Raw genomic sequence first — 16,439 nt, 5'->3', positions numbered from 1 at the left:
AAAATTAGGGTAATGGAAGACATGAGGAGGCGAAAGGTACATGAAAAAGTGGTTAGTACTCGGAGTAGCAGCGGTCGCTTTCTTCAGTTATGAGAATACCCCGATGGAACAAGCAGAAGCGGATTACCCGAAAAGCGGCGGAACGCTGATTGATCGATATACAAGTGAATACCCGGGTTATGACTGGGAAGTCAGGCGGACGGCAACAGAGGAGTTCGTGGCGTTGACGAAAGACGGAAAGGATTACGGAAAGTACCGTTCGAAAAACGGTGTGACGACGCAAGGGGCCGTCTTAAATAAAGACACGGAATCGACCCTTGCGAAAAAAGGCTGGAAAGCCGTCAAGTCGTACCGGAAAGGCAATACGAACTATTTGCTGAATCTCGATCATGCCGCCGTCTATGAAAAGAATGACCGGTACGTGACGTATTTCTTTGATCAGCACGACGGCGATAAAGTCAAAGCGACACTCGCGATCCCAAAAGAAGTCGAAGCGAAGAAAAGCGGATTTTACGGCAAGGCGTCCACTGCCTTGCGAACGACAGATGAGAAGCTGATGTTGCGTCTGATGAACTGGGACCGGGCCGATTATAAGCTCGGAGCGCTGACACCGTACAGTCCCTTAAAACCGGTCACGCGGGCACACAGCGAAAACATGGCGAAGAATAATTTCTTCTCTCATACCGATCCGGAAGGACGTAACCCGTTTGCTCGAATGAAAGAAAACGGGATCCGCTTCTCGGCAGCCGGAGAAAATCTGTCGATGGGCTATCCGAATGTCTTTGCAGCGCACTGGGGCTTGATGAACTCCAAAGGACACCGTGATAACATCATGAACAAGACCTTCGAACAGGCGGATACCGGTGTCGCGTTCCGTGACAATGCACCGTACTTTACGATTAATTTCCGGACGCCCTGAAGTAACATTTAAAACGAAAATATACGTATCACCCCGATTTCGCGAAAGAGAAATTGGGGTTCTTTTGTGTGAATCAATCTGTAGATGGATGACGCACCATCTAGATTTGAATCCTATCTTTAAAAATGAGAGCGGGCTTTTGATTGACGAAGCCTTGTCTTCTCAAAGCGTCATCATTCAATGGAAAACCCCTGAAACCGTTCCACCTCCTTTTTGTAAGGGGAGGCAGCTGTTTCAGGGGTTTTATATCATCTTTAGATGAACTAATAGACAAAAAGAGTTATGTCAGTTTGCCCACTCGGGTTTACTGAAGCCTTTAAAGGACTTTTCGATGACAGCGTTAAAGTCATCCGATTTGACGACAGCCGTTAAGTCTTTCGCCAGTTGTTTATCTGCATTAGAAGTTTTGATGGCGACCAGGTTGCGGTACTGCTCATCCATTTTTTCGAGTGCCAGTGCATCGAGTAAATCAAATTTCGCAGCTAACGCAAAGTTTCCCGGAACGGCAGAGATATCGACACTGTCAATGGCACGCGGCAGTTGAGCGGCCTCGAGGGGTTTGATGACAAGTTTCTTCGGATTCTTTGCGATATCTTTTTCAGAGACCGTCAACGGGTCCGCGTCGGCTTTGAGTTCAATCCAACCTTGTTCAGCCAACAGATTCAGTGCCCGGGCCTGGTTCGTCGGATCGTTTGGTGTCGCGACTTCCGCTCCCGTCTTGACGTCATCAAGCGACTTGTAGGATTTGCTGTATAGTCCCATCGGTGCCGTCGGGACGGTAATCAGTCCTTTAAGATCGAGGTTCTTTTCCTTCGCAAACGTCTTCAGATAAATCGAATGCTGGAACAGGTTGGCATCGATATCACCACTGCCAAGCGCAATGTTCGGTTGAATATAATCCCCGAACTCGACGATTTCAACGTCGTATCCTTTCTTTTCAAGACCGGGCTGGATCGCTTCTTTGACCATATCGCTGTAAGGACCGCTTGTCGCTCCGATCTTGATCGACTTGTTCTCTTCTTTGGCGCTGCCGTCACCGCAACCGGCAAGAATTCCGGCTCCGAGTAGTCCTGTTGCTAAAAAGGCATAACGTTTTTTCATATTCATTCTCTCCCTTACGATTCTCTATGTGTGGTTAACGTTTATCAGCACGACGGGCCAGAACATTGCCGAGCCCCTGAATACTTTGAACAATGATGACGAGGACGACGATCGTCACGATCATGACGACATTATCGTACCGGTAATAGCCGAAGCGGATGGCAAGGTCACCAACGCCACCGCCACCGACGATACCAGCCATTGCGGAAAAACCGATCAGGCTGATCGTCGTCAAGGTCACGGCTTGAATGATCCCGGGAAGAGCTTCCGGTAACAGGGCACTGATGATGATCCGGACCGGCGTAGCCCCGCACGCTTCCGCTGCTTCAATCAATCCCGGGGGAATCTCCCGGAGTGATGTCTCGACCAGCCGGGCGAGAAACGGAATCGCAGCAACACTCAGGCTGACGGAAGCGGCTGTTGGTCCGATTGTATTATCCAGTAACAGTTGGGTCAGCGGAATTAAGGCGACGAGCAGGATGATGAACGGCAACGAACGGACGATATTGACGAAAAAGTCCAAGATGCTGCGAACGACGACGTTTTGGAAAAACAGTCCCCGGTCCGTGATGAACAGTAAAATCCCGAGTGGAATCCCGACGACGAGCGCAAAACCGAGGGAAATCCCGACCATCAACGCCGTCTCCGCTAAAGCTTTCGCAAGATCCGGTAACATGATTTCAACTCGTTCAAGCCACATCCTGGATCACCTCAAGCGTGTGGAGTTGTTCTTCGAGCCATGTCAGAGCCCGGTTCACATGAAGCGTCGGACCTGTCAAGCTGACGATCAGGACTCCGAAGGCAACGTTTTGAATATAATCGACCTTTCCGTGGAGGATGCTGACGGAAATATCAAACTGTTTGATCGCTTCTGACAGCGTGCTCTCACCGGTCTTTTCTCCCGTGAATTGCAGACGGATGATTTTGCCGGGTGTTGTCCGGAGTATCCGTTCCGGCAATTCGATTTGGAGTGCCGTGTCGACGTAATGTTTTGTGACGTCATGGGTCGGCTGACTAAATATGTCGTAGGTGTTCGCAACTTCGACGACTTCACCTTGCGCCATGACGGCAACGCGGTGGCAGATTTGTTTGACGACATCGATTTCATGGGTGATCAGGATGATCGTCAAGCCAAGCCGTTCATTCAAGTCCTTCAGCAAATCCAGGATTTGCAGTGTCGTGACTGGATCGAGAGCGGACGTGGCTTCGTCACATAACAGGACGCTCGGATTATTCGCAAGGGCGCGGGCAATCCCGACCCGTTGTTTTTGTCCGCCACTGAGTTGACTTGGGAAGTTCGTCTCAAATCCTTCAAGTCCGACTAGCGTGACAAGTTCTTTAATTCGGCTTGGGAACTCACTGCGTTTGACGCCGGCTGCTTTTAAGGCAAATCCGATGTTGTCGGAAACGTTCCGCGATTGAATCAATTGGAAATGTTGAAAGATCATTCCGATCTTCAGGCGCAACTCTCTTAGGCTGCCTTTGGATAAATCGGACAGTTTGACACCTGATACTTTGACCGTTCCTTGGGTCGGTGTTTCGAGTCCGTTGATCAAGCGCAGCAACGTACTTTTTCCGGCACCGGATTCACCGATGATGCCAAAAATTTCTCCTTGCTGAATCGTTAAGTTGACGTCACGCAGGGCGAAAATCGGTGTCCGGTCACGTACGAACCGTTTGGTGATGCCTTTGAATTCAATCATCTGCTGTTTCCTCCCTATACAAAAAAATCGCCTTTTTCCAGTTAAGAGCAACCAGAAAAAAGCGACGAAGTGTAAGATTTCGTAACTTATCTCTCAGAATGAAACATTCTGTAGGATGTGGCACCGTTCCTTAAAGGTGGTTGCCGGACGTCGTTGGGCCTAATCCCTCGGTCGCTCTCGATAAGTAGATATGCTGTTGGGACTTACTGTAACGGAAATCATTCCCATTTGTCAAACATTTTTTCGGAATTATTCCGCAACTGTTTGTTGAAACAGATTCAACTGACCGATCCGTTCGGCAGCTTCGACCAATCGTTCGGCGTCGGCAATCAGGCTGATCCGGACGTAGCCTTCACCGTATTCACCAAAGAAATGTCCCGGTGTGACAGCGACGTGTGCTTCGTCGAGCAGATGGTCGGTAAAGCTTTGCGACGTAAAGCCGGACGGGACCGGCAACCAAACGAAGAACGAACCACCCGGGACCGGTCCTTCCCATCCAATCTCCTGTAATTTACCGAATAAGGCATCACGACGCGCTTCATACAGGGCACTGAGTTCGCGGACACACGTCTGATCGCTTGAGAGGGCAACCGTCGCCGCATGCTGGATCGGTGTGAAGGCACTGACGTATAAGTGTTCCTGGTACGTCTCGATACTTGAGATGACGGACGGGTTACCAATCGCGAAGGCAATCCGGAAACCGGACATATTAAAGCGTTTCGATAACGAAAACAGTTCGATTCCGACATTTTTTGCGCCTTCCGTCTGGAGGAAGCTTCGGGTCGGACCGTCAAAGCTGATGCCGCCGTACGCCAGGTCATGGACGACGCAGATGTCGTTCGCGTCAGCGAAGGCGACGGTCTGTTCAAAAGCTTCCGCCGTCGCGGTCGCACCAGTCGGATTACTCGGATAGTTGAGGAACAGCATCCGAGCCCGTTCGACGTCCGTCGTATCGAGCAGCGTGTAGTCGGGTAAAAAGGCATTTTCCGCAAGGAGCGGCAAGGTAATCGGGTAAGCTCCGGCAAGGGCCGCACCGGACAGGTAGTCGGGGTAGCCGGGATCCGGAACGATGACGCCTTCGCCCGGATTGACGATCGTTTGCGGTAACGCGACGATGCCCGCTTTACTTCCGAGCAGAATGGCGACTTCGGAAGCCGGATCAATCGTTACACCAAACTCCGTCTGATAAAAGTCAGCAACGGCCTGTTTGAGGAAATCATGGCCGCGAAACGGCGGATACTGGAGATTCGCCGCGTCATTAATCGCCTCTTTTAAGGCATCTAGAATATGTACAGGTGTCGTCTGATCCGGTGTTCCTTGACCAAGCGTGATGACATCGTGGCCGGCGGCTTTGACGGAACCAATTCGCTGGGCAAGCTCAGCGAAGACCGGAGCGGGTAACCGATCAATCGCGATCGATGGGGCAAAATGTTTCATTTGTCTTCCTCCTTGTTGGGTATTGTCGTCAAGGATAACGAATTTTCAGAAAAAATAAAAGAGTTTTTTAATAACTGCTGATAATTGGTAAAAAGAACCGATAGCTTTCGTGTTTTTGATACACTGAACTAGAAGACGATTGAATCACAAAGGAGCTGATGGGATGAATCGAGCCTGGTGGAAAGAAGCCGTTGTCTATCAAGTGTATTGGCGCAGTTTTAAGGATTCGGATGGAGATGGAATGGGCGATTTACGCGGGGTGATGGAAAAGTTGGATTACATCGCGTCGCTTGGTGTCGATGTCATCTGGTTAAATCCCTGTTATACATCACCGGATGTCGACAATGGCTACGATATTTCCGACTACTATACCATCATGAAAAAGGCGGGAACGATGTCCGACCTGGAAGCATTGATTACAGCAGCGCATGAACGGGGGCTGAAATTGATTCTTGATTTAGTCGTCAATCATACGAGTGATCAACATGCGTGGTTTAAGGAATCCCGCAGCAGTCGGACGAACGAGAAGGCCGATTGGTACATTTGGCAGGACGGAGTCAAAGGAACACCGCCGAACAATTGGCGCTCCTATTTCGCACCGAGTCCCTGGACGTGGGATGAGACGCGCGAACAGTATTATTTCCATTCGTTTGCGTCCGAACAGCCGGACTTGAACTGGGAACAACCGGCTGTACGGGAAGCTGTTTATTCGATGATGCACTGGTGGGCCGACAAGGGAATCGACGGCTTCCGGATGGATGTCATCAATCTGATCAAGAAACGGGCGACGTACGATGATGTCGCGGATCCTTTGGATTTATCGTACTTAGGGAATCAGCCGGGCATTCACGAGTTGTTGCAGGAGATGCACCGGGAAGTGTTGGCGGGGACGGACCTCTTTACCGTCGGTGAAATTCCGTTCGTCGGACCGGAAGACGGATTGCTGTATGTCGGCGAAGAACGAGATGAGTTGCGAACCTTGTTTCACTTTGAAGTCGCGGACGACATGGAGACGATGGATTTACCGCGCTTCAAACAAATCCAGAAGCGCTGGTACGAAGCGCTTTATCCGAGCGGAGTCGCGTCACAGTTTTTGAATAACCATGACCACACCCGTCAGGTGACCCGGTTCGGAAGCGAACGGTATCGTGTCGAAAGTGCCAAGCTACTGGGCTTGATGCTTCATACGTTACCGGGCATCCCGTATATTTATCAAGGGGAAGAAATCGGCATGACCGGCATTCGTTTTTCGGACCCGGAGTCCTATCAGGACGTGGCGTTTCGGAATCAATACGCCGAGCGGATTGCGGCCGGCGAATCGCCCGGAACGGTCCTGTCGTCGATGCAGTTACGGGCACGTGACAACTCACGGACACCGATGCAGTGGAATACGGGCAAAGCAGCCGGATTTACCATAGGGACACCATGGATGGCGGTCAATCCGAACTACCGTGAAATCAATGTCGAAGCGGCGGAACAGGATCCGAATTCCGTGCTGGCATTTTACCGAAAATTAATCGATTTACGAAAGACCCATCCGGTCATGGTTTACGGCATCTATCGTGATTTAGCCATTCAAGATCCGTACCTGTATGTTTATGAGCGAGTCCTTGACGGGGTAACATGGCGGGTGGTGTTAAACGTCCATGATGAACCGGTTACGACGACGTTCGGCTTACCGGAAGAGCAGCTGATTCTGACGAATTATGATACGGCTGACATCAATCGATTAGCACCGTACGAAGCCCGGTTGTACCAATACGAAATGCCGTAAACGGCGGGAACAGTCAACAGAAAAAATCCGGACAGCTTCTACTCTTCATCAAGGAATGAGGAGCAGGAAGGTGTCCGGATTTTTTGTCCGGCTGATGCTTACGCATAACCATTTCGTTTTTTCGAGGATAAGACCTGTTCGAACCGATTGACTGCCTGGCGCATGTCAAAGCTCGGAGCGACGACGAGCGGTCCGTGACCGACTGCCAGGACGTCCGGTGTCAATTCCGTCAACTGATGTGCCGATTGGAGGGCGACTTCCTTATCCCAGGTCGCAAGTGACGGGAAGGGGAACTGCCAACGCGTGTCCCCCGAAACCGCCAGACCACCCTGAGTTTGGAAAGCGTCACCGGCAATCAACGTCCGACTACCTTCATGCCACAGGGAGATGGAACCCGGTGTGTGTCCCGGAGAAGCAATGACACTTAAACTGCCGATCTGTTGACCGCTTTCGAGCAACCGGTCCGGACGGGTTTTGATGTTTTTTGGAATGCCGCCTTTCAGCGGTGTCGTCTCGCCTTCGCGCAACGACTCATCCCCGCTGAGGAGAGCCGCATCCCGGTAACTGATCGAGACTTCGGCAAGCGGGAAAGCACTTGCTAAAAAATCAAGGGATCCGACGTGATCGGCATGTGCATGAGTCAGGATGATGGACTGTAACGGTTTGTCAAACGACTTGATGACGGAATAAATCGCTTTGGCATTCAGTGAAATCCCCGTATCAATCAGGGTGAGGCTGTCCGCTTCTTCAAATAAGTAACAGTTGACCGGGAAGAAGGACGGCGTTGTTTGCAGTTGATGAAGTCGTTCGATCGTCGAAATGTGCATCCGATTACACTCCCTCGTCATAATATACACTTCTGTTTTAGTATCGCCTGTTTTAGTACAGACGTCTACAAAAAAACTCCCTCTCGTGAGGGAGCAAATGTGTTAATACGTCACTTCGAAAACGGCTCCGGCATGTTCGGAATCGTCCCCGTCTGCTGCTGTCGTGACCAGTAGACGGTCTTCGTACAGAATCGGACAAGTCGGGTTCGAAACCGGGAAATCAATCTGGGCGAGTTTTTCACCGGTTTCAAGATTCCAGCGTGTTAAGCATGATCCGGCATAATGGGCGATGAAGACATGACCTTCCGTGTCTTTGGTCATACCATCCGGGAAACCGTCTTCGTCCTCTAAGTCGATGGCCACCCGGCGGTTTGTCAACGGTTGATCAGCAGCATAGTCGAAGGCATAGACTTTTTTCGTCGGCGTATCGATGTGATAGAGTGTCTTACCGTCCTCGGACCAAACGAGTCCGTTCGAGTTCGTTAAGTTTTCGAGGAGGACATCGACGGAACCGTCATGACGCAGACGATAGAGGGAAGCGGTCTCGCCGTCCTCTTCATTGATACTTCCGGCCACATACTGACCCGATGGATCAAGTTTCCCGTCATTCATCCGGTCGGAGTCAGGAAGCGTCAATTGGGTTTCCAGTGAGAGGTGTCCTTCCTTTAAATCAAACGTTCCGAAACCATGTGCCGACGTGACACGAAGGAAATCCGGCGCATCCGTCAAAGCGATCGAGGTGATGGCACTTGGTACTTGGTACGGTTTTAAAGCCTCTGTCGTTAAATCATATGAAAAAAGAAGCTTGCCCGGAATATCGACGAAATAAAATCGTTTTGTTTTAGCGTCATAGACGGGCGACTCCCCGGTCTTACATGCAACATCAATAAAAAGTGAAACTGTCATCTGATTTCCCCCTACATCTACTATGATCTCTAATAATTACCCGTGAATGAACTCGAGGTGCAATTGGAACTTCACATCACTGCCGACCAGAACACCTCCGGCTTCGAGCGCGACGTTCCAGATGAGATTGTAGTCTTCCCGTTTGATCTTCCCGTCGACTTCAAAACCGGAACGTGTATTACCCCAAGGATCAACACCGCTGCCTTCATACTCGACCTTAAACGTTTCTGTCCGCGTAACATCCTTAATCGTCAAATCACCGGTCACTTCATATTCGTCACCGGAGTGTTTTTTAAACGAAGTCACACGGTAAGTAATGTTCGGATACTGCTCGACATCGAAGAAATCAGCTGATTTCAAATGTGTATCGCGGTCCGCACTGCGTGTGTCTATCGTAGCGACCGGAATCGTTACGACAGCAGAAGCGTTTTCCAAATCATGTGCTTCTCCACTGACATCGAAGGTAAAGTCACGAAACTCTCCTTTAACCTTTGAAATCATCATGTGTTTGACTGAGAATGTGATGGAGCTGTGGTCCTGATCGAGTTGATACGTAGCCATATTCGGTTCCTCCTCATGTTCAAGTCACTTTTCGTCATGCCTTTTATTGTTCCTTTTTATCTCGATTCCAAAACATACAGCGGAAACAAAAATAAGTCTTGCACCGCATCCAAGCAGAGCAAGACTATCAACGATTCCAAGGAATCGATTAGCGGCTTTTTACCAGCAAGTTCACGGCTTCCTTAACCAATTCCTCCGTCTGTCCTTCGCCGGATTGTTCGGCTTCTTTGACACACTCGATCAGATTGGAGCTGACGACGACACCAATCGTCCGGTCAATGGCGGAGCGGGCAGCCGACAGTTGCGTGATGACATCACGGCAATCCTGTCCTTCTTCCATCATTCGCAAGATACCGCGAAGTTGTCCTTCGATCCGGCTGACCCGGTTCTTCATTTTACGATCGTAATCCATTCATTTTCCTCCATTCTAAGATGCAATCCGTCTGTTCGATACCTTTATGCTATGCCCATCACGGTATTGCTGTCAATCTAACCGCTTTTTTCAGCTATATTTTTCAGAGGAATAGGGAATATGGATGTGGTGGACAAAAAAATGAAATAAAGTGAAAAAACTAAAACGATTTTGCGTCAGCTTGCGTATACTATATGATAAGGCTGACTGATCACCAAGGAGGAGAAGGATGCATACTCAATCCGATGAATCGCTTTATCATCAGATGCGCAGTGGAGATGAACAAGCTCTCGAAGTACTGTATGACAAGTATGAAAGACTGTTGTTCTCATTCGCTCATCGCTTTACGAACAATGATCGTTTATCAGAAGAAGTCATCCAGGAAGTCTGGATGAAGATTTGGAACGGACGGGTCGATTTTAATACCGATAAAGGAAAGTTCTCCTCTTGGATATTAACGATTACCCGCAATGCAGCGCTCGACTGTCTGAGACGCGAGAAACGCCAACCGACGATTGAAGTCGAGGAGCGAGACGGCGGATATGATGAACCGGTCGAACGGACGGTCATGCAGCGGGAAACGGCGACGGAAGTCCGCGATGCCGTCAATGAACTGAAACCCGATCAACAAGAGTTAATTGAACTCGTTTATTTTAAAGGCCTGACACAACAACAAATTTCAGATCAGCTTAATTTACCGCTTGGAACGGTGAAAACCAGAATAAGGAGTGCTATCCAGGCACTCCGGAAATTACTAGACGGGAGGGGACGTTGATGGAAGAACGTTGTCATGATTTAATCGATTACTTCAACGGAACATTATCAGCTGCCGATCGCGACGCGTTCGAGGCACACTTGGCGACTTGTGATGACTGCAGACAGGCGCTCCAAGAGATGCAAGACTTGATGCTGCCCATCGCGGAATCACTTCCGGAACGACCGATACCAACCGGCATGAAGTCAAGAATTCTCGGTGAAGTCCTTGGATCGACGAAACAAGGACAAAAACCGGTGCAAGCAGCAGTTGAAAAACCGGCTGTAGAGGAGACGCACTTGTCTGACCTCGACGCAGTACGATCGAAGAAAGAGAAAAAACGGTCTGTGCCGCTCGGATGGTTGATGAGTATCGCAGCCGCCTTGATCCTGTCACTTGGTGCCAACGCCTACTTCTTGTCGCAAGACGAGTCTTCTCCGGCGGAAGAGTTTGCGATGGACGAAGTCAAAGGAATGGGCAACTTTGAAAGTACGGCCTCAATTAAGGGGTCAAGCATGATTTTTACAAAAGATGATCAGGAATTCATGCTTGTCCAACTGAAAGATTTACCGCCGCTGAAGAAGGGTGAGTTGTATCAACTTTGGACGATTCAAGGTGATACGCCTCGTGCGAACGGGGTCATCGAACAGGACGGGGAAGCGGCAGCTGTCTTCCCGATCAAAGGAGACGGAACAATTGATGCGGTCGCCATCACAGTCGAACCTGAACCGGATTTAGAAAAACCGACCGGCGAAGTCGTGGCTTCCGTCGCGTTATAACAATCAGTGAATGAGAGATAACAGTAAGGGGATGCGATATCAACAGCATCCCTTTTTTTGTTCGTTTTTCGAGTATATCCGCCTCTTTTAGAAAAAAGCACACGCATTCTAATGAAATTTCTTCAGAAGACTGAAAAAATACCGGTAAGCAGACGATACTAATAGGAATGTCAGTCAAAAAAGAGAGGCACTTATCATGAATGAATGGATCACCTTAACGAAACATTACGAAGAGACATTGGTCATCCTATCGGTCATCGTGGCCATTGTCGGATCCTATGCCTCACTTGAATTAAATCGCCGGTTGGCAAAAGCCGTATCTTTAAAGAAAAGAGCATTGTTCGTCTCTTCCTTGACGATGGGATTATCCATTTGGGGTATGCACTTCGTTGGCATGGGGGCATTTGAGTTGGCGGTACCGGTCAAATACGACTGGGTGCTGATGTTCCTGTCAATCGTCCCCGCCGTGACGGCTGCCTGGATTGCCTTTTATCTCTTATATTATTCGGAGCTGACACGGAAAAAAGTCATCATTGCCGGAACGTTAATGGGGATGGGAATCGCCATGATGCATTATCTTGGTATGGTTGCGATGCAGTTCGATGGGGATGTCCGCTATGATGCGGCGTTATTCACGTTATCGATTGTGATTGCCATCACGGTCGCTTATGTCGCCCTCCTGTTGCTGTATATGACACGGCATGTCGATAAAAAACGAATTTTGATTCCCGTTGCCATCTTAATGGGGTTTGGTATTTCAACGATGCACTATGTCGGAATGCTCGGGACGACGTTTTGTGTTCCCGGTGCTTCGGGAGTAGATGTCACCGCCCGACCTGTCACATCAAATATCTTAAGCGACGTGGCAGTTCCGGTCTTTTTAATCGTTCTGTTGATCGTCGGACTGTATATTCATCTTGAACGGCGGGCCTTACAGATGATGGCGTATACGGATCATTTGACCGGATTGCACAATCGCCGTTGGCTGGATCATCATATGTCAAAAGTCGACGGACAATACAGCCGGACGAAAAAGCGGATGACGATGGCGTTGCTCGATCTGGACGGGTACAAATGGATCAATGATACATTCGGCTTTGATCAGGGAGACATCGTCATTCGGCAATTCTCGGACCGGATCAAAGCGTTACTTCAAGAAGATGAAGCTTGTATCCGTTACAATGGAACCCAATTTTTCCTGATTCAAAACATCCATCCCGATCTGCTCGAAGAGGCCTTCACGGATGTCCTGGAAGCAATCCGGCAACCGATTTTTCTCGACGGACAGGAGATTCATTTGACCACGACAATCGGCATCATCGTGCCAAATATTACGGATACCCTGGAGATGCGGATTGGTCAAATGGAAAGCGCGTTGCGTGCAGGGAAAAATGAAGGACGGGACCGTTTCGTCATCTACGATGAACTGCTCCATTCGGATCGCCGGGAACAACAAATCGTCGGTTCCCTCCGTCGGGCCATGACGGACTTTAAAGAGTTTAATCTCGTCTATCAACCGAAAATTGCGCTGGCAACAGGCAAGGTCGAGCAGGCGGAAGTCCTGATTCGCTGGAATCATCCGAAGTTCGGTTTCATTTCACCGGCAGAGTTCATCCCGCTTGCAGAAAAGTACAGTCTGATTCATCGGCTGACCCAGTGGGTGCTGCAGGAAACCGTCAACCAGATGGAAGTCTGGCGCGAAGAGGATCACTTCATCCGTCAAGTCTCCGTCAACCTGTCAGCGATGCATTTCCGGTCGGAATCGCATAATCTGATGATTAAGGAAATCGTTCATCATTCGTTGAAGAACGGCGGAGAACTGCAACTTCAACTGGAAATTACGGAGACATCCGTCATGGAAAATCTCGAGCGTGCCTTGTTGATGCTCGGAGAATTGAAGCAATTGAGTTTGACGATTGCGCTCGATGACTTCGGAACGGGTCTGTCCTCGCTGACACATTTAAAGCATTTACCGATCGATATCTTGAAGATTGATAAATCATTCATTGATGAAGTACCGCATGACGAGCGGGGAACGGCGATTACCGAGATGATCATTCAGCTGGCGAAGAGTCTTGGGATTGAAGTGGTGGCGGAAGGCGTCGAGACGCTTGAGCAGCATGAATTCCTGAAACGACTCGGATGTGACTATGGGCAGGGTTATTATTACAGCCGTCCGGTCAAGGTCAAGGATCTCGACCAGCAGACGATTGAACGAACTGTCCTGGATGTGGGCTGACAGCACATCCGTTCAATCCAATCCGTGTCTTTTTACGTATACTGGATAAGCACACGAGGAATATGTGTGCGATCATGGGGGACGCAATGGCTTCGTGAACGAATTCCGGGCAGGAATTTGTTCGACTTGTGCAAGATGCAGACAGAATCGCCGTACATTTCGATGGTTGCTCAGCTCTCTACTCAATCCAGTACCTGTCTGTCCATCACACTACAAAGGCAGCTTTCCACAAGGGAAGCTGCCTTTTTTGTCGTCTTACCGGTTGGCTGTCAACTGGCAGCCGGTCTGATCGGTAACGAGGACGTTCGTATTGAAGTATTGACCATCACTTTTTAGAATCAATGATTTTTTCTCGGGATTATAATCAAGCGTCATTTCCTGATCGAGGAAATGGCTCGACCACCGTTTGACGAGGACAGGTCCGACATTCGAATCAATCGTCATATCTTCATCTGTTGCAGCCGTGACAAGACGAATGCTGAAGATACCGGAGTTCCCGCAACCGCATCCTTCCGTATCATAATAAAGATGCAGTTGACCGGGAGTATCCCCGCGTAACTGGTCGATGCGTGCCAGAGCCGTTTCTGTAAATGTGATATGCATGACATTCACTCCTTTGACTTCATTATACGCCGAACCGGGCAGAAAATAACGTTAGTTGCTCACGCGCATTTGCCGGCGCATCCGGATGAGCAGGAAGACATATCCGGCAAGCAGGACGACGACACTTCCTAGAACAACTGTATCAACAAGCCCGTTATCCGACTGGAAGTTGATTGCAATGTAAGCCCAGACGAAGACGAGCGGATAAATCGGATCGCGGTTAAAGAACATGAACAACAAGGCCAGGATTACACCAACACCAAGCATGATCATCGTCCAACCGGCATCGCCGATTCCAAGCCATGAGTTGATGTTTTCGGTATCGATGGTCAAGAAGATATTGGCAATCGTCGCAACCGATACCCAACCGAGGTAAAGCGAGAACGGCAATTTAAAGCGTAAGGCTTTTGTCTCGCGGTCGATTTTTGAGTAAATCACGATCAGTGAAACGAGAAGACCGACGATGACGACGACCGACAGCGGGAATAACTTGTATGAGAACGTAACAATCCAACCGGCATTGAACAGACAACTGATCAAGAACCACGGTCCGATTTTTTTTGCGATATCATGTTCCTTGAATTTCGGAATCGTCTGCATGATCAACCAGACGAGCAAAACAAGATAGATAAGTCCCCAAATTGAGAAAGCATAACCTGCGGGTTTGAAATAGGTCATGATCGTGTCCGAAATCCGTCCTGTCTTTCCACCGTCAAGCGCATTGACAGCGATCGTAAAAACAAAACCAAGCCAGTTGAGCCAAATCCATTTGTTTTTCAATACAAAAACCTCCTTTAATCTCTAAAGGAGGTTTACCCGGATATTTGACTCTTTAGACATCAGCGTCGGCTCGTCGGATTTAAGAACGACATGCCGATGGCCGGATTACCGGTATGTGAACCGAGAACAGGCGTTAAGTTATCGATGCGAACCGTGACATCGAACCGCTTTTCGAGATCCGTTTTCCACTCGAGCGCCAAATCGTAGGCTGTTGCATGGAATAATGAAACATCAGTGACCGTTCCGCTCTCAAGCATTTCAACGAGATGGTCATAAATCTTCCCATGCGCTTTCTTGAACGTTCGAACCGTCTGATACGGTACGATTTTCCCTTCTTCGAAATGAAACAGAGGCCGCAATTGAAGTAAGTTACCGACAAACGCCTTCGTCGAGGAAATGCGTCCGCCTGCCTGCAGCTGATCGAGGTTCGCGACCGTGAACTCGATATGATGATCGAAGCGGCGCTCTAAAATATACTGCTCGATCTCTGTGACTGCCATTCCATCTGCTGCGAGTTGCATCGCTTCCGCAAGCAATTGGCCCGCCGGATAGATGCCACAACGGGAATCGATGGCAATCAACCGGAATCCGGCAATTTCAGCCCCTTGAACAGAAGCGTTATACGTCCCGCTCAGCTCGCTTGAAAGATGGATCGCAAAGCCGATATCATACTGCTCTTTTAACCGTTCATAGTGTTCCGTGAACGTACCGATCGACGGTTGGCTGGTCGTGACCTTATGTTTCGCATCGATCCATTGATAGACGGTCTCGGCCTCGACATCGACGCCGTCCGTAAAACTTTCACCATCCTTCATGACGAGAAGAGGGACGACGGTCAAGTCTTCGTGCTGAGAAATCGAATCGGGCAAAATCGTCGTACTGTCTGTAATCCATGCAATCTTCATGCTGTTTCCTCCTTATTTTAGTACCTGGTATTAATTGTAGTTGTAAGCGTTATCGCTGTCAAATGAACCCTTAAATTTTTGAAACATTTTAGTTGATTAACTGGCTCAATACGCTATAATCGGTACGTGATTAGTAAACTTGAAGTCGTCTTATACTAAACTGTTATTTGGAAAGGAGGGCGCGGATTGCGGACGATCGGAAACAAAATCAAAAATCTGCGTCTTCAAAAAGGCTTGACGCAAGAGGAGCTTGGCGAACGGACGGATTTAAGTAAAGGATACATCTCGCAAATCGAACGTGAGATCAGTTCACCGTCGATTGAGACGCTGTTCAGTCTTCTGGAAGTACTCGGCATCTCGGCGAAGGATTTCTTTGATGAAGACACATTAAATCAAAAGGTCGTTTATTCGCAAAAAGATGTCACGCGTTATGAGGACCCGGAACAAGGGTATCATGTGACATGGCTGATTCCGGAATCGAATGAAAAGGAAATGGAGCCTGTCTTACTGCGATTGGCACCGGGCGGACACTTTAAAGCATACGAACCGTCCGGATCGGAAACGTTCGTCTATGTACTTGAAGGGGCGGTCACGTTGAAGCTTGGCCGGGAATCATTCGTGGCGACGCAAGGCGAGACGCTCTATTATAAAGCTTCAGAAATTCATCAGTTACGAAATGATTCAAAGGCGGAAACGAAAGTACTCGTGACGGCCACGGACTCGTACTTATAAGGAGGAA

General features: G+C 49.1%; 17 protein-coding genes and 1 riboswitch. Of the genes, 6 read left to right on the top strand and 11 right to left on the bottom strand.

All coding sequences use genetic code 11. The features are described from left to right. Positions 1-40: 40 nt before the first annotated feature. Positions 41-919 (top strand): CAP domain-containing protein, encoded by an 879-nt coding sequence (locus tag KNP91_RS08830; protein WP_214849674.1) that lies wholly within the window; start codon positions 41-43, stop codon positions 917-919. Between the two features lie 285 nt (positions 920-1,204). Here the strand turns inward: KNP91_RS08830 and KNP91_RS08825 are convergent, their stop codons facing one another. The 4 genes from KNP91_RS08825 to KNP91_RS08810 form a co-directional block, all read right to left on the bottom strand. Beyond that, a complete protein-coding gene (locus KNP91_RS08825) occupies positions 1,205-2,020 on the bottom strand; it encodes a MetQ/NlpA family ABC transporter substrate-binding protein (protein WP_214849671.1) in 816 nt (271 codons plus the stop codon). 34 nt (positions 2,021-2,054) lie between these two features. Next, positions 2,055-2,720: a methionine ABC transporter permease gene (locus KNP91_RS08820; protein WP_214849667.1), complete on the bottom strand. Its 666-nt coding sequence runs from the start codon at positions 2,718-2,720 to the stop codon at positions 2,055-2,057. Continuing rightward, positions 2,710-3,723 (bottom strand): methionine ABC transporter ATP-binding protein, encoded by a 1,014-nt coding sequence (locus KNP91_RS08815; protein ID WP_214849664.1) that lies wholly within the window; start codon positions 3,721-3,723, stop codon positions 2,710-2,712. Before KNP91_RS08815 ends, KNP91_RS08820 begins: the two co-directional genes overlap by 11 nt. 83 nt (positions 3,724-3,806) lie before the next feature. Next, positions 3,807-3,910, bottom strand: a riboswitch (SAM riboswitch). Positions 3,911-3,972: 62 nt separating this feature from the next. Then, a complete protein-coding gene (locus KNP91_RS08810) occupies positions 3,973-5,160 on the bottom strand; it encodes an aminotransferase class I/II-fold pyridoxal phosphate-dependent enzyme (RefSeq protein ID WP_214849661.1) in 1,188 nt (395 codons plus the stop codon). Positions 5,161-5,323: 163 nt separating this feature from the next. On the opposite strand from KNP91_RS08810, the gene KNP91_RS08805 reads away from it, so the two are divergent. Next, positions 5,324-6,934 (top strand): alpha-glucosidase, encoded by a 1,611-nt coding sequence (locus KNP91_RS08805; RefSeq protein ID WP_214849659.1) that lies wholly within the window; start codon positions 5,324-5,326, stop codon positions 6,932-6,934. 98 nt (positions 6,935-7,032) lie between these two features. On the opposite strand, the gene KNP91_RS08800 is transcribed toward KNP91_RS08805, so the two are convergent. From KNP91_RS08800 to KNP91_RS08785, 4 genes are all read right to left on the bottom strand, one after another. Beyond that, positions 7,033-7,761: an MBL fold metallo-hydrolase gene (locus KNP91_RS08800; protein ID WP_214849657.1), complete on the bottom strand. Its 729-nt coding sequence runs from the start codon at positions 7,759-7,761 to the stop codon at positions 7,033-7,035. A gap of 102 nt (positions 7,762-7,863) precedes the next feature. Then, on the bottom strand, positions 7,864-8,667 hold the full coding sequence (locus KNP91_RS08795; RefSeq protein ID WP_214767472.1) for an SMP-30/gluconolactonase/LRE family protein: 804 nt from the start codon (positions 8,665-8,667) through the stop codon (positions 7,864-7,866). A 36-nt stretch (positions 8,668-8,703) separates the two neighbouring features. Next, positions 8,704-9,228, bottom strand: coding sequence for a YceI family protein (locus tag KNP91_RS08790; protein WP_214849655.1), 525 nt, complete (start codon positions 9,226-9,228; stop codon positions 8,704-8,706). A 148-nt stretch (positions 9,229-9,376) separates the two neighbouring features. Then, positions 9,377-9,640: a metal-sensitive transcriptional regulator gene (locus KNP91_RS08785; protein WP_012371399.1), complete on the bottom strand. Its 264-nt coding sequence runs from the start codon at positions 9,638-9,640 to the stop codon at positions 9,377-9,379. Between the two features lie 229 nt (positions 9,641-9,869). Here KNP91_RS08785 and KNP91_RS08780 point away from each other — a divergent pair, with 229 nt between their 5' ends. From KNP91_RS08780 to KNP91_RS08770, 3 genes are all read left to right on the top strand, one after another. Further along, positions 9,870-10,415 (top strand): RNA polymerase sigma factor, encoded by a 546-nt coding sequence (locus KNP91_RS08780; protein WP_214849653.1) that lies wholly within the window; start codon positions 9,870-9,872, stop codon positions 10,413-10,415. After that, complete coding sequence (locus tag KNP91_RS08775; RefSeq protein ID WP_214849650.1) at positions 10,415-11,173, top strand: anti-sigma factor; 759 nt, start codon at positions 10,415-10,417, stop codon at positions 11,171-11,173. Before KNP91_RS08780 ends, KNP91_RS08775 begins: the two co-directional genes overlap by 1 nt. A gap of 196 nt (positions 11,174-11,369) precedes the next feature. Then, positions 11,370-13,412 carry a putative bifunctional diguanylate cyclase/phosphodiesterase gene (locus KNP91_RS08770; RefSeq protein WP_214849647.1) on the top strand — a complete coding sequence of 681 codons (2,043 nt, stop codon included), beginning with the start codon at positions 11,370-11,372 and terminating at the stop codon, positions 13,410-13,412. 255 nt (positions 13,413-13,667) lie between these two features. Here KNP91_RS08770 and KNP91_RS08765 read toward each other — a convergent pair whose 3' ends face one another. The 3 genes from KNP91_RS08765 to KNP91_RS08755 are packed head-to-tail and all read right to left on the bottom strand — an operon-like array spanning position 13,668 to position 15,700. Next, a complete protein-coding gene (locus KNP91_RS08765) occupies positions 13,668-14,015 on the bottom strand; it encodes an iron-sulfur cluster biosynthesis family protein (protein ID WP_214849644.1) in 348 nt (115 codons plus the stop codon). Between the two features lie 51 nt (positions 14,016-14,066). Beyond that, positions 14,067-14,795 carry a TspO/MBR family protein gene (locus tag KNP91_RS08760; protein WP_214849642.1) on the bottom strand — a complete coding sequence of 243 codons (729 nt, stop codon included), beginning with the start codon at positions 14,793-14,795 and terminating at the stop codon, positions 14,067-14,069. A 59-nt stretch (positions 14,796-14,854) separates the two neighbouring features. Next, positions 14,855-15,700 (bottom strand): DegV family protein, encoded by an 846-nt coding sequence (locus KNP91_RS08755; protein ID WP_214849640.1) that lies wholly within the window; start codon positions 15,698-15,700, stop codon positions 14,855-14,857. A 186-nt stretch (positions 15,701-15,886) separates the two neighbouring features. Here KNP91_RS08755 and KNP91_RS08750 point away from each other — a divergent pair, with 186 nt between their 5' ends. Next, positions 15,887-16,432 (top strand): helix-turn-helix domain-containing protein, encoded by a 546-nt coding sequence (locus KNP91_RS08750; RefSeq protein WP_012371392.1) that lies wholly within the window; start codon positions 15,887-15,889, stop codon positions 16,430-16,432. Positions 16,433-16,439: the final 7 nt, after the last annotated feature.

This window comes from Exiguobacterium sp. s138 (assembly GCF_018618775.1).
In the GTDB taxonomy this organism is placed as follows: Bacteria; Bacillota; Bacilli; order Exiguobacteriales; family Exiguobacteriaceae; genus Exiguobacterium_A; species Exiguobacterium_A artemiae.
This window is presented reverse-complemented; position numbering and strand designations above follow the sequence as displayed.